Source organism: Vibrio sp. V15_P4S5T153 (assembly GCF_963874485.1).
In the GTDB taxonomy this organism is placed as follows: Bacteria; Pseudomonadota; Gammaproteobacteria; order Enterobacterales; family Vibrionaceae; genus Vibrio; species Vibrio anguillarum.
The window spans coordinates 110,087-130,868 of sequence record NZ_CAWNHR010000020.1; the positions used below are offsets into that span (position 1 = coordinate 110,087).

Annotated in this window: 14 protein-coding genes, 1 tRNA gene and 1 pseudogene; 11 read left to right on the forward strand and 5 right to left on the reverse strand. The window is 44.9% G+C overall.

Annotated features, from left to right (window positions below; all coding sequences use genetic code 11):
• Window positions 1-60 precede the first annotated feature (60 nt).
• Window positions 61-822 (forward strand): DeoR/GlpR family DNA-binding transcription regulator, encoded by a 762-nt coding sequence (locus AACT42_RS21705; RefSeq protein WP_013857797.1) that lies wholly within the window; start codon window positions 61-63, stop codon window positions 820-822.
• A gap of 87 nt (window positions 823-909) precedes the next feature.
• Entirely contained in the window at window positions 910-2,742 is a 1,833-nt protein-coding gene (gene glmS / locus AACT42_RS21710) for a glutamine--fructose-6-phosphate transaminase (isomerizing) (RefSeq protein ID WP_017045440.1), read from the forward strand.
• A 472-nt stretch (window positions 2,743-3,214) separates the two neighbouring features.
• On the opposite strand, the gene AACT42_RS21715 is transcribed toward glmS, so the two are convergent.
• Window positions 3,215-4,120 (reverse strand): LysR family transcriptional regulator, encoded by a 906-nt coding sequence (locus AACT42_RS21715; protein WP_443085602.1) that lies wholly within the window; start codon window positions 4,118-4,120, stop codon window positions 3,215-3,217.
• 106 nt (window positions 4,121-4,226) lie between these two features.
• On the opposite strand from AACT42_RS21715, the gene accD reads away from it, so the two are divergent.
• Window positions 4,227-5,093: an acetyl-CoA carboxylase, carboxyltransferase subunit beta gene (accD, locus tag AACT42_RS21720; protein ID WP_094134256.1), complete on the forward strand. Its 867-nt coding sequence runs from the start codon at window positions 4,227-4,229 to the stop codon at window positions 5,091-5,093.
• A gap of 247 nt (window positions 5,094-5,340) precedes the next feature.
• Here accD and AACT42_RS21725 read toward each other — a convergent pair whose 3' ends face one another.
• Window positions 5,341-7,092, reverse strand: a complete 1,752-nt coding sequence (locus AACT42_RS21725) for a lysophospholipid acyltransferase family protein (protein WP_094134255.1) — start codon at window positions 7,090-7,092, stop codon at window positions 5,341-5,343.
• 381 nt (window positions 7,093-7,473) lie between these two features.
• Entirely contained in the window at window positions 7,474-7,887 is a 414-nt protein-coding gene (gene arfB / locus AACT42_RS21730; protein WP_017043428.1) for an alternative ribosome rescue aminoacyl-tRNA hydrolase ArfB, read from the reverse strand.
• Between the two features lie 303 nt (window positions 7,888-8,190).
• On the opposite strand from arfB, the gene AACT42_RS21735 reads away from it, so the two are divergent.
• The 7 genes from AACT42_RS21735 (at window position 8,191) to AACT42_RS21765 (ending at window position 16,983) form a co-directional block, all read left to right on the forward strand.
• Window positions 8,191-8,709 carry an Hcp family type VI secretion system effector gene (locus AACT42_RS21735; RefSeq protein ID WP_013857791.1) on the forward strand — a complete coding sequence of 173 codons (519 nt, stop codon included), beginning with the start codon at window positions 8,191-8,193 and terminating at the stop codon, window positions 8,707-8,709.
• A gap of 139 nt (window positions 8,710-8,848) precedes the next feature.
• Window positions 8,849-10,945, forward strand: coding sequence for a type VI secretion system Vgr family protein (locus AACT42_RS21740; RefSeq protein ID WP_094133662.1), 2,097 nt, complete (start codon window positions 8,849-8,851; stop codon window positions 10,943-10,945).
• Window positions 10,945-11,475 carry a DUF4123 domain-containing protein gene (locus AACT42_RS21745; RefSeq protein ID WP_094133661.1) on the forward strand — a complete coding sequence of 177 codons (531 nt, stop codon included), beginning with the start codon at window positions 10,945-10,947 and terminating at the stop codon, window positions 11,473-11,475. The genes AACT42_RS21740 and AACT42_RS21745 overlap by 1 nt, the downstream gene beginning before the upstream one ends.
• Window positions 11,472-15,050 (forward strand): LysM peptidoglycan-binding domain-containing protein, encoded by a 3,579-nt coding sequence (locus tag AACT42_RS21750; RefSeq protein ID WP_094133660.1) that lies wholly within the window; start codon window positions 11,472-11,474, stop codon window positions 15,048-15,050. Before AACT42_RS21745 ends, AACT42_RS21750 begins: the two co-directional genes overlap by 4 nt.
• A gap of 2 nt (window positions 15,051-15,052) precedes the next feature.
• A complete protein-coding gene (locus AACT42_RS21755; RefSeq protein WP_094125543.1) occupies window positions 15,053-16,060 on the forward strand; it encodes a sel1 repeat family protein in 1,008 nt (335 codons plus the stop codon).
• Between the two features lie 197 nt (window positions 16,061-16,257).
• Window positions 16,258-16,542 (forward strand): type VI secretion system PAAR protein, encoded by a 285-nt coding sequence (locus tag AACT42_RS21760; protein WP_010318209.1) that lies wholly within the window; start codon window positions 16,258-16,260, stop codon window positions 16,540-16,542.
• A gap of 144 nt (window positions 16,543-16,686) precedes the next feature.
• Window positions 16,687-16,983 carry a Dabb family protein gene (locus tag AACT42_RS21765; protein ID WP_094125542.1) on the forward strand — a complete coding sequence of 99 codons (297 nt, stop codon included), beginning with the start codon at window positions 16,687-16,689 and terminating at the stop codon, window positions 16,981-16,983.
• A gap of 263 nt (window positions 16,984-17,246) precedes the next feature.
• Here AACT42_RS21765 and AACT42_RS21770 read toward each other — a convergent pair.
• A tRNA-Ile gene (locus AACT42_RS21770) sits at window positions 17,247-17,322 on the reverse strand.
• Between the two features lie 211 nt (window positions 17,323-17,533).
• Between AACT42_RS21770 and AACT42_RS21775 the strand changes: the two are divergent.
• Window positions 17,534-18,859, forward strand: a pseudogene (locus AACT42_RS21775) (IS4 family transposase).
• Between the two features lie 46 nt (window positions 18,860-18,905).
• Here the strand turns inward: AACT42_RS21775 and rpoD are convergent.
• Window positions 18,906-20,762, reverse strand: a complete 1,857-nt coding sequence (gene rpoD, locus AACT42_RS21780) for an RNA polymerase sigma factor RpoD (RefSeq protein WP_013857727.1) — start codon at window positions 20,760-20,762, stop codon at window positions 18,906-18,908.
• Between the last annotated feature and the right edge of the window lie 20 nt (window positions 20,763-20,782).

A 20,782-nucleotide genomic window follows, 5' to 3' on the forward strand; every position in this document is an offset into this window, starting at 1 on the left:
CAATAAAGTTTCGATTCGATTAATATTGCTTTCGATTCGTAATCTTGAAGAAAAATATAAATGTCGAAACGAAACACACAACTGAGAAGACACACCATCGCTAACCTTGTGAATGAACAGGGTGAGGTCAGTGTTGATGCACTCTCTGCTCAGTTTGAAACCTCAGAGGTGACGATTAGAAAGGATTTGGCCTCTTTAGAGAAAAACGGTCAACTCTTGCGCCGTTACGGTGGTGCGATTGCACTGCCTAAAGAGGTGGTCAATGATGAGTTTAATCCTAAAGTTTCGAATCGAAAGATAAAGCTGGCTAAGGCGGCGGCTAAGTTAATTCGAGATCACAATCGCATCGTTATTGACTGTGGTAGTACTACGGCAGCATTAATTCAGCAACTGAATGATAAACGCGGTTTGGTTGTGATGACCAACTCATTGCACGTAGCGAACGCCCTTAATGAACTAGAAAGTGAACCGACACTATTAATGACGGGCGGTACTTGGGATACCCATTCAGAGTCATTTCAGGGCAAAGTGGCTGAATCGGTACTGCGTTCTTACGATTTTGACCAACTGTTTATTGGCGCTGACGGTATTGATCTTGAACGTGGCACCACCACCTTTAATGAACTGATTGGCCTGAGCAAAGTGATGGCCGAAGTCTCACGAGAAGTGATCGTGATGATCGAATCAGACAAAGTTGGCCGAAAAATTCCCAACCTTGAGCTCGCTTGGGAGCATATCGACGTGTTAGTGACCGATAACGATCTAACCGTTCAAGATGCCGCATTGATTGAATCGCACCAAGTGCGAGTGATCCGAGCTTAATTAACCCCTATTCAACCATTCCTAAATAAAGGCCTTCGCTTGCGGCTTTAGGGATGAAGCATAAATCTAAAATGGAGTAAAAACCTTATGTGTGGAATCGTCGGTGCAGTAGCACAACGAGATGTGGCTGAAATTTTAGTGGAAGGACTACGCCGTTTGGAATACCGCGGTTATGATTCAGCCGGTGTTGCTGTGGTGGATAGTGCGAGTCAATTAACGCGCGTTCGCCGTTTAGGCAAAGTGCAAGAGCTAGCCGATGCAGTCGAAAAGCAACATGTTGCCGGAGGCACAGGCATTGCGCATACGCGCTGGGCGACACACGGTGAACCTTCCGAAATTAATGCTCACCCACACATGTCGGGCGATATTGCGGTTGTGCATAACGGCATTATCGAAAACCATGAAACGCTACGTGATGTTCTGCGTGAACGCGGCTACCTTTTTGAATCGCAAACCGATACTGAAGTGATTGCTCACCTTGTTGAGTGGGAACTGCGCACGGCCAGTTCACTTCTTGAAGCGGTGCAAAAAACGGTTAAACAACTCGAGGGTGCTTACGGTACTGTGGTGCTTGATCGCAAAGATCCAAGCCGTGTTGTGGTTGCTCGCTCCGGTAGCCCGATCGTGATCGGTTTTGGTGTCGGTGAGAATTTCTTAGCTTCAGACCAATTAGCTTTGCTGAATGTTACACGCCGCTTTATGTATCTTGAAGAGGGTGATGTCGCGGAAGTTACGCGCCGCGATGTGACGGTTTTTGCTGCAAACGGCGAACAGGTGACGCGTGAAATTAGCGAATCTAACGCAGAGCACGACGCTGGCGATAAAGGTAAATATCGTCATTTCATGCAAAAAGAGATCTTTGAACAGCCAACGGCATTGATTAACACCATGGAAGGCCGTATCACCAAAGACAGCGTAGTGACAGAAAGCATTGGTGTGAACGCTGCCGAAATTCTTAGCCAAGTGGAACATGTACAAATCGTCGCTTGCGGAACGTCGTACAACGCAGGCATGACAGCGCGTTATTGGTTTGAAGCATTGGCAGGCGTGAGTTGCGATGTGGAAATTGCCTCTGAATTTCGCTATCGCAAATTTGTGACTCGTCCAAATAGCTTGTTGATCACGCTTTCTCAATCCGGTGAAACGGCAGATACCTTAGCCGCTTTGCGCTTGGCGAAAGAAAAAGGTTACATGGCCGCGATGACTATTTGTAACGTAGCAGGTTCTTCGCTGGTTCGTGAATCTGACTTTGCATTCATGACTCGCGCTGGAACAGAGATTGGTGTGGCGTCAACCAAAGCCTTCACTACTCAGCTTGCAACCTTGCTAATGTTAGTGACCGCTCTTGGTAAACAAAAGCAGTGCATTAATAAAGAAAAAGAGGCGGAAATTGTTGAAGCACTGCATGCACTGCCTGCACAAATTAATGCAGCCCTTGCCTATGAAAAGCAGATTGAAGCACTGGCTGAAGATTTCGCAGATAAACACCACACTCTATTCCTAGGTCGTGGTGAGTTTTACCCTATCGCGCTTGAAGCGTCATTAAAGCTGAAGGAAATCTCTTACATTCATGCTGAAGCATACGCGGCGGGCGAATTAAAGCACGGCCCATTAGCACTGATTGATGCTGACATGCCCGTTGTCGTGGTCGCGCCAAATAACGAGCTGTTAGAGAAGCTAAAATCGAACATTGAAGAAGTACGTGCTCGTGGCGGCTTGCTGTATGTGTTTGCCGATCAAGACGCTGGCTTTGCGGCTGATGAAACAATGAAAATCATCACCATGCCACACGTGAGTGAAATTACCGCGCCGATCTACTACACCATTCCAATGCAGCTTCTTTCTTACTATGTCGCATTGATCAAAGGCACGGATGTCGATCAACCTCGTAACCTGGCCAAAGCCGTAACGGTTGAGTGATACAAGGTGGTTAGAGCGCATATTGTCGGAAGACAATAAAGTTTGATCGTTTTTCTTTGCTCAAACACTTGGCCGAGGTGATGTAAACAAGCGACTCGGCACAAACCCGCTTCTGCCACTTAATGCTTCAAAGTAGAAGCTCATAACGCTTTTGTTCCTCCCTCTTTTAGGGGAGGAAATCAGTTTTGTGAGCGTTGGGAGTAAGCCATTTATTATAATGGATGCAGTTTGCTAAAACAGTTTTTGTCCCATTACGAGTTTGCGTAACAAAATGATGCTCTTCCTTCGCAGAATATTGTCCGATTCATGCCTAATGACTGACCATTCAAAACCGATGCGTACTTTCTAATAATGTCGTTAGTCATACCGCGTATGCTAAGCAGCCTAAATTTGCATATCATTTCGATTAGCAAAGCCTCTGCCTCTAAAGAAGTGGTTTAGGTGAAGTCTTTAACGGAACTTATTTTGCTTCCTATAGACTTTTATCTAAATTTGCGTGGCGCTGTAAATGTTCAATAAATATCGGGATCTTTTTTGCCAAGTGTTTTCTGGAAGAGTAAAAGAGATATAAAACCAAATCTTCAGGCTCGTACTCCATTTTTATTATTTCCAGAGAACCTACCTCTATCTCATTACGACAAGATTCGGTTGGCAATATCGCGAACCCCAAACCAGCTAACGCACCTAATTTAGCTAGATGTCCACTATTGACTTTAAATGAAGACTTTACCTTTTGGGTTGTCAGCTCACCTTTAGCGTTTTTAAATACCCACGGTGTCCCGTTTAACGCCGTAAAACTACTTATACAAGGAACATGTTTCAAATCGGTAATCTGGAAAGGTCTTCGCGTAGTCTGAAGGAATGTGGGAGATGCCACCACCGCACTTGGCCAACATTTAACCTTCTTCGCGACCCAATTAGTGTCTTCGAGGCTTCCTCGATGAAAGCTTAAAATGATGTCAAACCGATCAAACAAATCCTCTTTAGGGCTAAGACTCGTATCGCAACATAATGAAATTGAGGGATGTTGAGTACAAAACGAAACCACTGCTTGGGCTAAAGCTGGTGCATCAGGCATCAACACTCTCAGTTGACCCATGACTTCATGGGAGTGCAGTGCCACTTCCTCAAGAGCATCATTAAGTTTGTCTAGCAACGGCTGTGTGCGTAAGTAAAGATGTTCTCCTGCGTCTGTCGGAGCGATTCGGCGTGTGGTTCTGTCAAATAGTCTTATATCTAGCCGCTCTTCGAGTAAAGCGATATGGCGACTGACATTTGAACTCGGTAAAGATAGACATTCCGCGGCTCGTTTAAAGCTTTTGTTCTCATAAACGCAGTGAAAACTTTTTAGCCACTGCTGATCAATCTTATCAAGCATCTCATTTAATCCCATTAAGTTGGATTATCAAACCCATTTAAACCACTTTATTACCAGAAGTTGGCTTATACAATATTCCTCACTACGTTACCTAGTGAGGCATCCCATGAGTTGGTTAGAAAGGTTAATAGATAAGAAGAAGATCATCAGTACACATAAAGCGCCGATTCCCGAGGGAGTATGGATTAAATGTCCGTCCTGTGACCAGATCTTGTACCGTATAGCCCTCGAGGGAAATTTAGATGTGTGCCCAAAATGCGATCACCATATGAGGATGTCAGCTCGCCGCCGATTAGATAGCTTTTTGGATAAAGCAGAGCGAATTGAGATTGCCAGTGAATATGAGCCGAAAGATTTGCTGAATTTTAAGGATCTAAAACGCTACAAGGAACGTCTTGTTCTCGCCCAGAAAAGTACAGGAGAAAAAGATGCGTTAATTGTAATGAAAGGAAAACTAATGGGCTTACCTATTGTGGCCTGTGCATTCGAATTCTCTTTTATGGCTGGTTCAATGGGGGCAGTGGTAGGCGCACGCTTCGTTAAGGCTATTAATACGGCTATTGATGCAAATTGTGGATTGGTATGCTTTTCTGCTTGTGGGGGCGCTCGAATGCAAGAATCACTCATCGCATTGATGCAGATGGCTAAAACCAGTGCTGCCTTGAATCAGTTATCAATGGCTAAGTTACCCTACATATCTGTGCTGACCGATCAAACTTATGGGGGGGTATCTGCAAGTATCGCCATGTTGGGTGATATTAACATTGGTGAGCCGAAAGCAAGGATCGGATTTGCAGGACGCCGAGTTATTGAACAAACCGTTCGAGAGAAACTACCAGAGGACTTTCAGCAAAGTGAATTCCTCTTAGAACATGGTGCTCTAGATATGATTGTGGATAGACGTGAGATGCGCAAACGAATTGGTGGACTGGTCGCTAAAATGACCAATACCACTATTCCACTGGATGTATAGTTTATAGGCTCAGTTATGCTCTAGAGCGGAAGTTGATAAACGTTCTGTACCTCCCCTTGAAGGGGAGGGAATCAGTTTTGTGAGCGTTGGGAGTAAGCCATTTTTAATTTGAAAGCGCCCCTGATAGTGCTATCCAATATGCGAAACTCAGCTCTGTTTTCTTCAAAAGGAGTGCTAGGTTGGGGGAGTGTGTTATAGGGATACCTCCCCTTAAAAAGAGGAGGTATAAACAACCCGAACAACAGAGTTAAAGCGTGTGATGGGTGAGGTATTCGTATGCTTCCTTAGTGCCCATGTAGCGGCTTAAGCTGCGCACCGGAACGTTGCGTAAATCGACCACAATCAAGCCATCTAACGAATCATTAAAATCAGGGTCTACGTTAAAACTGACTAACTTGCCATTTAAACCGAGGTATTGACGCAGTAGCACCGGTACGCTTTTCCCTTCATCCAACCGGGCAATCACTTTTGAAAGCAGCTGTAAATCAGCCAATGCACTCAGCAAACTGGCATTCCAAGGAGCTTGTTGCTTGGGGAGTGGGTTACTTGCCTCAACCAAATGGGCGTGTTGGTTATTGTAGTAGTGCTGCGTCATTGTGTCGGCTAATAAACGGCGCGCACTTTCACTGTAATCATTGCTGATACTTACGGGTCCAAATAGGTGCGTATAGTGCGGGTTTCGGTGCACATAGGTTGCGATTCCCTTCCAAAGCAGCAATAGCGGAGCCATACTTTTTTGATACTCGATGTCGACGACTGAACGCCCCATTTCAATTGCATTACCTATGGTATTGAGAAAGCGGTGGTCATACTGAAACAGCGTTCGTGAGTACAAACCTGCAATACCGCTTATCGGCACAATACGGTCGACCAAGCCTAAACGGTAAGCTCCGACCAATTTCTGCGCTTCGCGATCCCAAATGAATAGATGCAGGTAGTTGCGATCGTATTGATCGATATCGAGGGCGGTGCCAGTGCCTTCACCTACCAGCCTGAAATTGTGCTCTCGCACTCGTCCTATTTCGTGCAGTAACGAGGGGATGTTTTCTGCGCTGGTACAATACACATCGAATTCGTTATGCCTTAATAGATGATCAGAAAAAGAAAGCTGCTCAATATCGTGTAACAAAGCGCTTAGGGGGAGCCGCTGTGCAATGGGTTGTAACGGCTCATCATTGGTTTTATTGCGCTTGGTTGGGTTGATGTGACTTAAAAGGTAGGTGTTGAGCCTTAAATAGCTGACCAGCGTCTCATCACACAGATGTTGGATTTCTTTATGATTGATCGCATCGCCAATGGCGATTTCGATACGCTGATGCTTTTTATTGAGCAGTTCACGGCCCAACATTAACGTTCTTAGTAGCGGGTGGATTTTTCCAGCCACGTAAAAGCGTTTCGAATTTTGCCCGTTGATGAACACAGGTAACGCCGTCGCTTGATGCTTTTGTATCAGTCGGCTGACTGAACGGCTCCACTGTTTGTCTTCCAGTTTCTGCGTTTTACTATCAACCAATTGTGACACTTCGCCCGCAGGAAACATCAATAGCAGCCCTTCTTGAGCAAGGTGTTTATTGGCAGCTCTCAAGGCTTGCATATTCGCTTTTTGCGCGGCTTTGTCTTCAAAAACATCCACACCAATGAACAGCGAATCTAACTCTGGTACGGTTTTTAAATAGTGATTGGCTAATATCTGCACGTCTGAGCGAATTGAAAGCAGCATCTCAGCCAGAATAACGCCTTCCACACAACCAAGTGGGTGATTTGCAACAACGACTGTCGCGCCTTGAGTGGGAACTTGAGCTAATGATCCTTTCACCACTTGGTAGTCAATACCCAATACCTCTAACGTAAAACGCAAAAATGTTGCGGTATCGCAATGGGGTGGGCGTTGTGCATAAAACTTATCTAAACGAGTTAGGCCTGTCGCCCACTCAGTGAAGTGTTCGCCTAGTCCAAACGGCGTTTTTCTCGGTAATTTAAAAGGGCTTATCGTGAGCATAGCAACCTCGCATTTTATGCTTTGTGCTTATGCTAGAGAGGGAAGATGACAATCTGGCTGCGATTAAGTGAGTAATTGATGGCTGTTTTTTTACAGTTTAATGAAATCCGTCTCAAACTGGAGATAAATTAGAATCTTGGATGCAACAATGATTTTTTAGTAAAACTAAATAATTTATTGCTCACAAAATGAAGCAAATTTGTGTTGATGCGACATTTTTGGTGTTAGCTTGTAATGGCTGTAAAAAATATAAAAATGTCAATTGAACCTTTGTTTTGCTGATCTGGAATAGACGGGAGCTTCGTGCTCCCGTTGCTGTTTTTAGCGCGAGGTTGCTTATTTCTTTTCTTCTTTATTTTGCCTTGCTGCCAATCCATTCATTTAAAAAGAGACTTTACCGCGCAATGATTTATTGGCCGCTATCCGTTTTTTCTCGTCAACTCGCCGACGTTGAGAGCTTTTTGTCGGTTTGGTTGCCCGGCGCGGTTTTTCTATCACCATCGCAGAAAGAATAATTTCTTTGAGGCGTTTGAGTGCATCTTCTTTATTCAGCTCTTGGGTGCGGTGAGATTGCGCTTTGAGGACAATAACGCCCTCTTTGGTCATTCTGGAATCTGGTCTTTCGAGTAATTTTTGTTTGTAGATGTCCGGTAACGTTGAGCGTCTGATGTCAAAACGTAAGTGGATCGCACTGGAGACTTTATTGACGTTTTGCCCGCCATTTCCGGCTGCACGAATCGCAGTAAGTTCGATTTCCCAGTCTGCCAGTTCAATAGTGTTGGATAGTTTGAGCATACAACCAAAGTAAAAATGTGTTCAATCCGCATTCTAGTTGAGGTGGCTAAGGTTATCTACCGCAGATTGTGGCTAGATTAGGAAAAGCGATACAGAGTGACGTATTGCGAAATCGCAGCGAAAACTTGCTTGATACGAGCAAGTTTCTACCCGGACGAGCAAGTTCTTGCTCGAAAATGAAAGCTTGTAATCTAATTGATTGAAATTTAACTATTTTTGTTTTGGCATCCCCTTTGCTTTAAGAAACATTACATAACGCGATGCAATTTCCATCGCTTTTTCTTACTGAATAAGGATTAAGTCATGCCAACTCCATGTTATATCTCTATCGAAGGCGAAACTCAGGGTCTCATCACTGCAGGCGCTCTTTCTACTGACTCTATCGGCGATGCTTTCGTTGAAGGTCATGAAGATCAAATGTTGGTTCAAATGTTTGACCACGTTGTGACAGTACCGACTGACCCACAATCAGGTCAGCCTTCTGGTCAACGTGTTCACAAACCATTCAAATTCACCGTTGCGCTAAATAAAGCGGTTCCTCTTCTTTATAACGCGTTGGCGTCTGGCGAGAAGATGAAATCGGTTGAGCTAAAGTGGTACCGCACGTCTATTGAAGGCAAACAAGAGAACTTCTTCACCACTAAACTTGAAAGCGCGTCTATCGTGGACATTCATTGCGAAATGCCACACTGCCAAGATCCTGCGAACGGCGACTTCACGCAAAACGTTACGGTTTCTATGTCTTACCGTAAAATCCTGTGGGATCACGTGAACGCGGGTACTTCAGGTTCAGATGACTGGCGCAAACCAGTAGAAGCGTAAGCTTTGATTTGGGTGGCTGGTTGATGTTGCGTAAGCAAAGCCAATCCGGCCAGCCACCTTTTTTAGCCTTAAGCAAAGTGCATTCAATGAGTGTGACTTGCTTAAGGCTTTGCTGTTTCTAGTGTAAAGAGGATGGAAGATGGCCACGCTGAATTTTACGTTAAAGGTTGACGGGCTCGCCGACGATGCATTTGTGGTGCGAGAATACCACGGACAAGAATCCTTATCGGAGAGTGTGCTGGCTAATGGCGAGCCTTGTTATGGGTTTCGTTACCACATTGAGCTCGCAAGCCGTCAATCAACTTTGAGTGCAATCGATGTCGTCGACAAAACGGCTCAGCTAACGATTTTTCGTAATGACGGGGTGGTGCAGCGCGTGCATGGCATCGTGCGCCAGTTCAGTAAAGGCGATATTGGTCATCATCACACCTTTTACTCACTCACTTTAGTACCTGCATTAGAGCGCTTGTCGCTGCGCCAAAATAGCCGCATCTTCCAGCTTAAAACTGTACCTGAAATTCTTTCCATTGTGCTACATGAGATGGGCATTGACGACTATGCCTTCGCACTTAAACGAGAATGTCTTCAGCGCGAATTCTGCGTACAGTACCGTGAAACCGATATCCACTTTTTACACCGCTTAGCCGCCGAAGAGGGCTTGGTCTACCACCTCCTGCATGAAGAAGGTAAACATACCCTCATTTTCAGTGATGATAGCCAAAGCTTAACGCAGCTTGATACACCGATCCCTTACAATGTGCTGTCCGGTGGTATCGCTGATACGCCTTACATTTCCAACTTAATCAGCCACACGCAATCGCAAGTGGCGGAAAGCCAATTGGCGGATTACAGCTTTAAAAAACCGACTTACGGTTTTAAGCAAAGTGCACTCGGCACCGCGATGGATTACCAGCAGACCCACTATGAACATTTTGATTTCCCGGGTCGATTTAAAGACGATGAGAGCGGCAAAGCGTTTAACCAAATTCGTTTAGAGTACTTAAGAAGGCAGGCGCGTACTGCACAAGGTCAAAGCAATGAAGCGCGTTTGCAAGCCGGAACCCTGTTTGATTTGGTCGAGCATTTAGATGATAGCGCGAACCGTGATTGGGTTGTGGTGCAAGTAAACCATCAAGGCCGGCAGCCGCAAGCATTAGAAGAGTCTGGCGGTAGTGGTGCAACGACCTACAGTAACCAATTTACCTTGATCCCGGCCGATGTAACGTGGCGCGCAACACCACACACCAAGCCGCAAGTGGATGGCCCATGCATCGCCCACGTGGTTGGCCCCGATGGCGAAGAGATCTTCTGCGATGAGTATGGCCGCGTTAAACTGCATTTCCCATGGGACAGATATTCCAACGGCGATGAGCACAGTTCATGTTGGGTGAGGGTGTCGCAAGGTTGGGCTGGCAGCCAATACGGCATGATGGCTATCCCAAGAATTGGCCATGAAGTGATTGTCGATTTTTTAAATGGCGATCCTGATCAACCCATCGTCACGGGCCGCGCTTATCACGCCACCAATAAAGCGCCCTACACACTGCCAGATAACAAAACCAAAACCGTACTGCGCAGTGAAACGCATCAAGGTGAAGGCTTTAATGAGCTGAGTTTTGAAGATCAAGCAGGGCAAGAGAAAATCTACCTGCACGCGCAAAAAGACTATGAAGCGCTAGTGCTTAATGATGCCACCACCCACATCAAACACGATAAACACCTGACAGTGGATAACGACCAGTTCAGCCACATCAAAAATAACCAACACCTAACGGTGGAGGGCGAAAGCCGTCAGAAAATAGCGTTAGATCGTAGCTTTGAAGTGGGTGGTTCACTGCACCAAAAAATCGGTGAAAAAACGGTTTTTGATTCAGGTAATGAAGTGCACCTTAAAGCAGGCAATAAGTTGGTGTTAGATGCGGGTAATGAGATCACCATTAAAGCTGCGGGCAGTTTTATCAAAGTGGATGGCGGCGGAGTGCACCTAGTCGGGCCTGCGATCAACCTTAACTCCGGTGGCAGCGCAGGCAGCGGCTCGGGTTATGGCGGTGTTGTAGCGGCGTTGCCTATGGGGTTGGCAGCGCCAAGTGCGCCGGATGAAATATTGCTTGCTCCAATTTCTGCATCAATGACCAGCCTATTACCAGCGTTGGCTACATTAGATTTACCCATCACAGAGCTATGTCAAAAGAAGGCTGATGGCAGTTGTCCAAAACCTAATTGTGAGTGTGTCTGATGAAGAGCGATGATAACCAATATTTGCTTGTGGTTGATGCACTTAGAGTGACCGATGCCAAACAAATTTGTACACAAGACAATAACGAGTGGGGGCCTCTTTATTTGGGAACGGAGTGGCAACCACAATTGGAAAACAGCCCCATCTGGGTCAAAGTGACACCAGATGATCCTTTATGGCAGTTGTGGGAAAATGACCAAACTTGGGCAACGAGCGCCGTGATATTCGTATATTCTGATAACCAAGAGCTCAACGATATTGTCACCTCATTGCAGAATAACATTACCGCGCTAAGCGCGGATGGGCGTTTATTTCTGCTGCGCTTTTATTCTCCTTACACTCTATCAGTTATCGCAAAATATGGTGATGAGGCGGTCACTAATGCTGTTTTAGGCGCTGCTCGTTCGGCTTGTTTATCACCGCTTATTTCTCAGGAGTACGGGATGGAGAACGTTCAACATACCCGTTTCAATAGCCAGCAAACTCCGCTTTCACTTCCTAGCGCACTTATTGAGGAATTATTGCAATGAGCTCCCATATAATTCAACCCGGTGATACGCTCTCTGTATTAGCCAAACGTTACAATACCGATATCAAGACTTTACAGCGGTTGAATGCCCAACAGATCAAAGATATTGATCTCATTTACAACGGTAATACTTTGGTTTTACCGGAAGTCTACGATTTGGCTAGTGGTGAGCGAGAGGCTAAGCAAATCTTATCCAATGATCTGCTTACTCTCTCTGAATGCAGTGTTCCGCAATTTGTCGATGCTTTATATGTTCCAGAGCATCCGAATACCAGAAAACAGATGCTGATATTGCTTACCGCAGAGGCCAAAAAATATGTGCTTGAAGATAACCAGCGTTGTAAGGCCGCTTTGCAAGGGGATAAAGAAACCGTTCTTAAGCAGCTCACTAAACTGGGTGTGATGGATCAATTCAATAGCATCGCCCATGAAGCTTTTTTAAAGCATATTGATGAGCAAAAAGCCAAGGATTACCGAGAAGCGCTGTTGGAACACATGGCCTTATCCTACTGTTACCAAAACGATGTACTGCAATTTCCTTTAGACAATGAGCGTATAGGGCTCAGTAGTATCAATTCACGTCAGCAAAAAATTGAAGAACGATATGAAGACGCATTACGTGATATTGAACAACGTTCCCAAGGTTCAAACTGGCTTCCCATCGGAGGAATGATGGGAGAAATCATGTTAACTAAAGATGCGATTGCCGGAGCTGATAATTACCGAGTTGCACAACTCAAAAAATTACAGAAGTCTCTGATAAAGCAGCTCGAAAAAAGCATTCAACGCTTTGAAAAAGAGGCGATGGATTTTGCTGCCAAAACGAGCCTTGAGGAGCAAGGTAAACATTACCAATTTTCTGATAAGCATGCCTATTACACCTCAAACGTTGAGCTTAAAATTTATAACGCATTAGAAACTATCAAAAAAGAACGTAAAAAGCTTGGGTTATGTGACGATATCGACAGCGCAGATTTAACTATTTCTACCGCGATACCCTCATTAAAAACCGCGTATGAAAGTTATCAGTATTGGCAAGGCACTGCGCATACGGTTTTAAATCGTCTAATGAATCAAAGAGGTCGTTGGGACCCTAGGGCTTTTTTCACTAGTACTAAGAGTGATAACCGACTGCAAAATCCGTATTTTTATGCTGCGGTATACCAGCTTAATCAGACCGGAACGGTACTTAAAGAGCAGTGCTTAACGGAAGATGAACTCTTTAAAGGCTGGGAGCAGGTTGAGCAAGTAAGGATTGCGATTAAAGAGCAGCGCGCCAGTATTGCTGATTTACAAAAGCTGTTGAATAGCATTGAGCGGCAGACGCCCATTGATAGTGCAATGGGGTATTATTGCGTTTATGTACTGAACTTGCTTTTACTGCAAGAGGTCGCGCTGCGAGTAGAAAATTTTGCTGAGCGGTTGGGGGAGAATGCGCAGTACGCTCAATACGTTAAAAGTTTATTGCGCTACGCGGAAGCGGCGCAGCAACGTCGTGAAAGTCTCTCGGCACTGGCCACTCAAAATGTCAACTCCCCCCACTGGGATTACTTGAAAAGAGACATTACCTTTATCGGCGATGTTCCAGTTTGGGATGATTCATCCCGTACGGTATTGGTCCGCGAAACTCACTGGCAACCCCAAAACCTCAATAACCAGATTTTTGCCAATAGTGGTATTAATCAGCGAACCGTAGTGGAATGTGCCCTCTCTTCTGATCCAAAGACCGCGCTTTATATCTTGTCTGATAGCCCTGTGCTTTCTTCCAATGTGGCTGAAAATAAAAAATGTACTTCGGTGATTTCGTTAAACCTGGCGACATTAGCTGCACGGGAGAAAGGCAAAATCACGGCAGGACTCAAAAAGGCACTGGGCAGTGAATCGGTATTGAAAAGTCTGAAGTTTGAGCAAACCGCAACTTGGGCTAACGTTGAAGACATTGTGTTTCCTTGGCAAACAAAACGTTTTGAAAATGAAATGTTTGGCATTAATACTGCTTACGAAACCAGCGGTGGTGTACAGTTTGCCCGTTATGTTTACAGCGCTGAGGCAAAAGTTGATCATGAACTGATCAAAGCCGATTCCTCTACGCTAGTGAAAATCGATCTGAATGCTGGTTTTTCATTAGCCAGTGCTGAGCGCTGCTTCACGATACGATTCCCTAATTCGGGATCCTTACCATTAGATATTCCGTATCGTGTCAGAGAGAGTAACGAACGTCGAATCAAAAACATAGGCACGGCCGTCTTAGTGATTGAGGGCAAAGTCTATGGCGTATTAGGAGCCAGCCTTAAGTTGGGGACGGAGCTGAATATTGGCAATATCGAAGAAGCTCGTGCAGGATTTGGAGCCCAACAAGTCAAGCCGCTTGGCATCAAGGGGACGGTACCGAATAGAGCGGATTACAGCTCTTACGCTGTATCATCATTGGGTACACGCGGCAGCAATGACAATGCGATTGGAGCTGGTATTAAAGCGGAAGCCTCTGCTTTTGCTGGGCTTGAAGCGGGCGGTATGCTGAGCTGCAAATACGATTGGACAAAAGATCTAAAATCGCCACCGCAAAACCTGTTTAAAGTCAGCCAAGATTTTAAAATGAGCCTAGGCATTGGCTATGATGGTGTGTTGCAATGCACTTTTCAAAATGGCCGCTTTATTTTTATCACGGCGCTGGGTGCCAGTACCGGGCTGGGAATTGGGGGTAAGTTTGCCACCGAACTTAACCCAGCGGCTGCGAACGACTTTTTCGCCGCTTTACTCGCGGTGATGCAAAATTCGGGCTTCCAACGTTTTGAATTTTTTGATGAATCAGGAGAGGTGAATACCTTTGCTGCGTTTAACACAATATTGACCGTGGCGGCAGCTTTTGGTCTTACGGTTGGGCAAGTGATGATGTTACCTTTTAACATCATCAGCAATATGGAAAAGCAAGCCAGTGATAAAGATAATGCTTATTTTGTGGCGAACTTTTTACTTTCGAAGGAGCATCAGCGAGAAAACCAACAATGGATCGCCAATATGCCCGCTGAAACGTTAGCTAAGCTATTGTCGGTACTGGTCCATTACAATGATATTCCTTTTTGGGGAGATGCATCGAGACTGAGAGCGGCTACTCGTAATGAAAATCAGCGTAAGGCGATCAACCAAATATTACTCTGGTTAGGGGGAGAAAAGGCTAATCAAAGTGGTATGCGCCGTTTTGAAAATGCGCTGCAGCGCATGGGGCTAGCAGATCCTACTCAATTAGATAAAGCGGAGCAGTGGCCGCGTTATGCAAAAAATGTATTAAGTTTACGCGATTTCTTTAGCAAAGGTTTTTCTCAACCGTATGAGAATCCAAATGATCAAGATAAAGGTAAATATATGAGAGACCTTGGGGATCAGTATAATGACTTCCGTAGAAATATTAATTGGCTGACTAAAGAGAGTAAGATTCTAGTAAAAAACACCCTGAGCTCAGCACGCCGTGCTCGTTTAAGTACCGACTATACCGCACTGCCTGCTAGTGATAAGGCGCAGCTTGAATACCTAAAAACCAAGGGCTATCGACTTGTTAACTGGTTACCAGAGAAATAAACATGAAAAAAATTATCTTTATCTGCCTGATTCTATTACATAGCGCCGTTTGGGCGATGGAATCTGTTGAACAGGGCATTCGCTTGTTTAATCAAAAAGAGTATCAACAAGCGCAGCAAATTTTTCAGCAGCAATCGGATTCTGGCAGTGCTTATGCGACGTTTTGGTTGGGCGTTACCCAGTACAAAAATCGCCAGCACTTTGAGGCTGGAGATACTTTTTTAAAAGCGGCAGAGATGGGCGACCCATGGGCAATGGGGGTGTTATCTGAGTATGAGTATTACGTTAACCATCCTTGTGGTTATTTGGGGTGGCCTTGTGATAAAAAATGGTACGACTTGGCGATAAAGGGCTGGAAGAAAGAAGTTGAAAAAGGAAATGGGAAGGCGCTATTGCAACTACAGTTTTTTACAAACCAATGGCGCAATTATATTCCATTTTTAGGGCGTTATCTTATTGATAAAAAATATATCGAAGCTTTTGAGCTCGGTAGTTTAAATGCCGTTCTTTATGTGAGTCGATTTAGTAATATATCTGTCGAGGATGAAATTAAATACCTCAAGTTAGCCGCCAATCAAGGCTATGCACCGGCAATGGAAACACTTTATTATCGGATCAATACCATTGGTTATGATGAAGCTATGAAATGGATTAATAAAGCGATCGAATTAGGTTATGCGGAAGCGGCGAGAACGCTATACCTTGCCTATCGAGTAGGTGAAAAAGACCGTGATGGTAATGTCATTCTTCAACCAGACCCTAAAAAGGCCTATTTCTACAACCGGTTAACAGGAGCATTAGGTGGCGAAGAAAAATTAGCGCGTTTAATTACTCAGGAGCCTGTACATGATAAAGATGGGATTCCTTTAGCTGATGAAAATGGTGAACCTGTGTTTGAAATTCTCGTTACTGAGCAAGAACAGGCTGAAATGGATAAACAAGTAGCTGAATTTGTAAAAGACATTAAGCCTAATCTATTTTTGGATGAAACCTCGATTGATTTGTTCTAATTCGTCTGTACTTATGGTGGTGCGCTATTGGTCTTACTGTGGTTTTGATGAATACGTCGCCTTTCTGTGTTGCGCAATTCATCGAAGTTAATGGCAAATTCATAGCCTACACGGCAAAAGCATAAACTACCTAAACCCTTAAAGTAAAAGCAACATCGCAACAAGCTTAATCAACGAATCTGATAAGGAGCAAATCAATGGCAAATGGTGCATTAGTAGGAGATATCGGATCCGATCATGATGGTTTTCCTCCGACGCCGATCACCGCTGGGTCACCGACGGTAAAAATTGATGGCAAAGCGGTGGCAAGGCAGGGCGACCCGCTAGAGCCTCATGACAAACCGAAAAACCCAAGCCATCCACGTGCAATTAAAGGCGGCTCGGGTAGCGTTATGATTGATGGCAAGCCCGCCGCGCGAGTAGGCGATGCCGTTGACTGTGGTGGCGTAATTATTGGTGGTTCATCGGTCAATATTGGTTAGGGTTGTAGCCCATTTAATCAATAAAGCGGCGCTTCAAATCTTGAGTGCCGCTTTATTGTTTTAAGCACAGCAGCTTTAGCACCAGTGAGCCAGCGTTATCCCTCTTTATGAAAAGAAATTCTACGGCCAGAAACGGAGCGAACAATGATCCGCCATATCTTATTAATCAAATTCAAACCACAAACTCAGCCTGCCGACATCCAACAGCTCAAGTCGCTGTTTGAAGCCATGCCAGAGAAAATTGAGGGGGTCTCCGCTGTTGAGTGGGGCGTGAACGACAGCCCAGAAGGTAAAAACCAAGGTTATACCCACAGCGTTTTAATGACATTTACCGATGAGCAAGCACGCCAAAATTACCTACCTCATCCAGAGCATAACGTGCTAAAGGATGTCTTTCGTCCTTTGCTCGAAGAGATCATCGTTTTCGATTATTCGATTTAGTCACAAGCCAATAATCCTATAGGCGCTCACCCCATGTTGGATAGGATGGACTCTAGATTCTTTAGCTTGTTTGGCTTGAGTGTTAGCTAAGGGGCTATTCTTTTCGCCATGATGTACCACCAGAACAGTCGATATTTAGCCGTTAGTACATTCGATGGTACATTAAATCATCGATGTCACAAGAGACTATGAATGCTGAATAATTTGGTACGTATTGATTTAATTGGCTTTGTGGGTTTTGATGGATGTTATCGGAGAGAAAGTGGTGGCCCCTCCCAGACTTGAACTGGGGACCAATCGATTATGAGTCGACTGCTCTAACCACTGAGCTAAGGGGCCAAATTAGGTGTGTGATTATAGGGGATGGAGTTATGAGTGTCTACCCGCAAAATAGGGTAAATGCGCTTAGTTTTTATCCACTTAAACTATGAGATAAAAAAAGGTGAGCTTGTGCTCTAATGCCGATCAGTTAAGACTTTAATCGGCAGATCAGTTGAATGATCCTACCTTTATGTAAAAATCCGATAGACCTTGTTTATCGGATTTTTTTATGCACATTTCTCAAGCCCTCAATATCATCAACAGTTATAAACCCAATCAAGTTGAAACACTCGCAGACCTCTTGCCCATTGAGCTCATCAATAGTGCTTATGAGCTTACGGATACCGTTACTCTAAGAAAACGAAAGCTCACTTTAGAGTCGATGGCATGGTTACTGGTTGGCATGGCTATTTATAACGATAAATCCATGGCTGACATTGTCAATATGCTCGATATTGTTGACCGCACAGGTAAGCCATTTGTTGCTCCAAGTGCATTAACACAGCAAAGAAAAAATCTTGGTGAATCAGCGGCTAAAGCGCTTTTTGAGTGTACGCAAAGTCATTGGTTCAAACAGGCTAACTTACCAAACTGGAACGGACTTACGTTACTGGGTGTTGATGGGGTTTTATGGCGAACAGAAGACTCGAAAGACAATGCTGAAGCGTTTGCTAAGCCCACTAATCGGGATGGTAAAGAAACACAGTACCCACAGGTGCGCATGGTCTGTCAGATGGAGCTGAGCAGTCATTTAATCACAGGCAGTGCTTTTGACTGTTATACCGTCAATGAAATGAAGCTGGCAGAGCAGCTTATCGAAACGACCCCCGATAACAGCTTAACGCTCTTCGACAAAGGCTTTTACTCCCTAGGTTTACTTCAAGCATGGCGTTCGCACGGCATCAATCGCCATTGGCTTATCCCGATGAAAAAAGGGCTGATTTATGAAGTCGTTCAGTCTTTTGGCCGACAAGATAAACTGATAAAACTGAAGAGTAATCCGCAAGCGCGTAAGAAATGGCCAGAGCTAGAAGAAGAGGTTGTGGTACGTTTAATCACGAGAGTCAAAGAGGGTAAGCAATACGATGTTCTCACCTCAATGGTTGACCCTATGCGTTATCCCAAATCAGATATAGCCGGTTTATATGAATACCGTTGGGAAATTGAACTGGGGTACCGAGAGCAAAAACAATACATGCTTGGTAACCGCCTTACACTGCGAAGCCGACTCCCAGAGCTCGTGAGACAAGAGCTCTGGGGAATACTACTGACATACAACTTAGTCAGATATCAAATGGTGCAGATGTGTAATACGTTGAATGGAGACTACTTGCCATACCAACTTAGCTTCAATGGAGCGTTAGCCCACATCATGCGCCTAATAGTGGGGCTTCCCTACTAGTCACCGGGAGCCATACCGAGACAACTCCAAAACTTCTATGCAATGAGTGGGAGCTTAATACTTGAGCCAAGGCGAGAAAGAGCCTTCCCTAGAGTCGTGAAGAAAAAGCCAAGCCGATACCCTAGAAAATACAATGCCGCTCACCTTAAGTGAACGGCATTAGAGCTTGTGCTCACCTTTTAGATTGGATAGGTTGCGATTACTCGTCTAGGAAGCTGCGCAATGTTTCAGAGCGGCTTGGGTGACGCAGTTTACGCAGTGCTTTCGCTTCAATTTGGCGGATACGCTCACGCGTTACGTCAAACTGCTTACCAACTTCTTCTAGCGTATGGTCTGTATTCATGTCAATACCGAAACGCATACGCAGTACTTTCGCTTCACGAGGGGTTAGGCCAGCAAGAACGTCACGAGTCGCTGCTCTTAGGCTGGTGGCCGTAGCAGAATCAAGTGGTAGTTCAAGGGTTGTATCCTCGATAAAGTCACCAAGATGCGAATCTTCGTCGTCACCGATAGGTGTCTCCATAGAGATTGGCTCTTTAGCAATTTTCAGTACTTTACGAATTTTATCTTCTGGCATTTGCATGCGTTCTGCCAATTCTTCTGGCAGAGGCTCACGGCCCATCTCTTGCAGCATCTGACGTGAGATTCGATTCAGTTTGTTGATCGTTTCGATCATGTGTACTGGAATACGAATAGTACGTGCTTGGTCTGCAATTGAACGTGTGATAGCTTGGCGAATCCACCAAGTGGCGTAAGTTGAGAACTTATAACCACGGCGGTATTCAAACTTATCTACCGCTTTCATCAGGCCGATATTACCTTCTTGGATAAGATCCAAGAACTGCAGGCCACGGTTGGTGTATTTCTTCGCGATAGAAATAACCAGACGCAAGTTTGCTTCAACCATCTCTTTTTTCGCTCGACGAGCTTTCGCTTCACCGATAGACATGCGACGGCTGATGTCTTTAATGTTTTGTACATTCAAAGACGTTTCTTCTTCGATCATTTTCAATTTATGAATTGAACGACGAATGTCTTCTTCTTGCTGTCTGATTTTTTCTGCATAAGGTTTTTCTGAAGCGAGTACTTCATCTAACCATGCATCGCTTGATTCATTGCCAGTGAATAAGGCAATGAATGATTTCTTAGGCATTTTACCGTATTCGACCGCTGCTCTCATGATCAGACGTTCTTGAGTACGAACACGATCCATAGAGGTGCGAAGCTTGTTGACTAGGTAGTCAAATTGCTTTGGCGTGAGTCGGAATTCACGGAAAATATCCAGCATCAACTCGGTAGCTTGGGCGGCTTTATTGCTGTCATAGCCATGCTCATTTTTCGCGAGTTGAAGATTTTGATACTTGTTGCGTAGTTCGGTGAATTTTTCTAGCGCAAGCTCAGGGTCGATTCCTGCATCTTCTTCAGAGTCAGTATCTTCGCTGTCGTCATCGTCGTCATCATCGAGGTCGTCTTCATCAGCAAGGTCAGCACTAGCAAGCTCTGAACCGATATGGGTCGCTGTTGGGGCGTTCGTTGCATCTGAGTCAGGATCAACAAAACCTGAGATCAGGTCTGTTAAACGAAGTTCTTCAGCAAGAACTTTGTCAAATTGCTCTAAGATGTATGGAATGGTGCCTGGATATTCAGCCACTGCGCGTTGAACTTGGTTAATACCATCTTCAATACGCTTAGCGATATCAATTTCACCTTCGCGAGTCAGCAGTTCTACGGTACCCATTTCGCGCATATACATGCGCACAGGGTCGGTAGTACGACCAATTTCGCTTTCTACACTGGATAATGCAGCGGCTGCAGCTTCGGCAGCATCCTCATCGGTGATTGCGTTGTCATCATTTAGCGCAAGATCATCGGCATCAGGGGCAGTTTCTACCACCTTAATGCCCATGTCATTGATCATCTGAATGATATCTTCTACCTGCTCGGAATCTACGATTTCTGCTGGTAGGTGGTCATTTACTTCGGCGTAGGTCAGATAGCCTTGCTCTTTGCCTTTAATGACAAGTAGTTTTAGCTGTGACTGCGGATTTTGATCCATAGACGGTATCCAACTTCATA

What these genes read in the sequence shown, in the direction of transcription:
- AACT42_RS21705 (WP_013857797.1), top strand. Translation starts at nt 61, where the DNA reads ATGTCGAAACGAAACACACAACTGAGAAGACACACCATCGCTAACCTT.
- glmS (WP_017045440.1), top strand. Translation starts at nt 910, where the DNA reads ATGTGTGGAATCGTCGGTGCAGTAGCACAACGAGATGTGGCTGAAATT.
- AACT42_RS21715 (WP_443085602.1), bottom strand. Translation starts at nt 4,120, where the DNA reads ATGCTTGATAAGATTGATCAGCAGTGGCTAAAAAGTTTTCACTGCGTT.
- accD (WP_094134256.1), top strand. Translation starts at nt 4,227, where the DNA reads ATGAGTTGGTTAGAAAGGTTAATAGATAAGAAGAAGATCATCAGTACA.
- AACT42_RS21725 (WP_094134255.1), bottom strand. Translation starts at nt 7,092, where the DNA reads ATGCTCACGATAAGCCCTTTTAAATTACCGAGAAAAACGCCGTTTGGA.
- arfB (WP_017043428.1), bottom strand. Translation starts at nt 7,887, where the DNA reads ATGCTCAAACTATCCAACACTATTGAACTGGCAGACTGGGAAATCGAA.
- AACT42_RS21735 (WP_013857791.1), top strand. Translation starts at nt 8,191, where the DNA reads ATGCCAACTCCATGTTATATCTCTATCGAAGGCGAAACTCAGGGTCTC.
- AACT42_RS21740 (WP_094133662.1), top strand. Translation starts at nt 8,849, where the DNA reads ATGGCCACGCTGAATTTTACGTTAAAGGTTGACGGGCTCGCCGACGAT.
- AACT42_RS21745 (WP_094133661.1), top strand. Translation starts at nt 10,945, where the DNA reads ATGAAGAGCGATGATAACCAATATTTGCTTGTGGTTGATGCACTTAGA.
- AACT42_RS21750 (WP_094133660.1), top strand. Translation starts at nt 11,472, where the DNA reads ATGAGCTCCCATATAATTCAACCCGGTGATACGCTCTCTGTATTAGCC.
- AACT42_RS21755 (WP_094125543.1), top strand. Translation starts at nt 15,053, where the DNA reads ATGAAAAAAATTATCTTTATCTGCCTGATTCTATTACATAGCGCCGTT.
- AACT42_RS21760 (WP_010318209.1), top strand. Translation starts at nt 16,258, where the DNA reads ATGGCAAATGGTGCATTAGTAGGAGATATCGGATCCGATCATGATGGT.
- AACT42_RS21765 (WP_094125542.1), top strand. Translation starts at nt 16,687, where the DNA reads ATGATCCGCCATATCTTATTAATCAAATTCAAACCACAAACTCAGCCT.
- rpoD (WP_013857727.1), bottom strand. Translation starts at nt 20,762, where the DNA reads ATGGATCAAAATCCGCAGTCACAGCTAAAACTACTTGTCATTAAAGGC.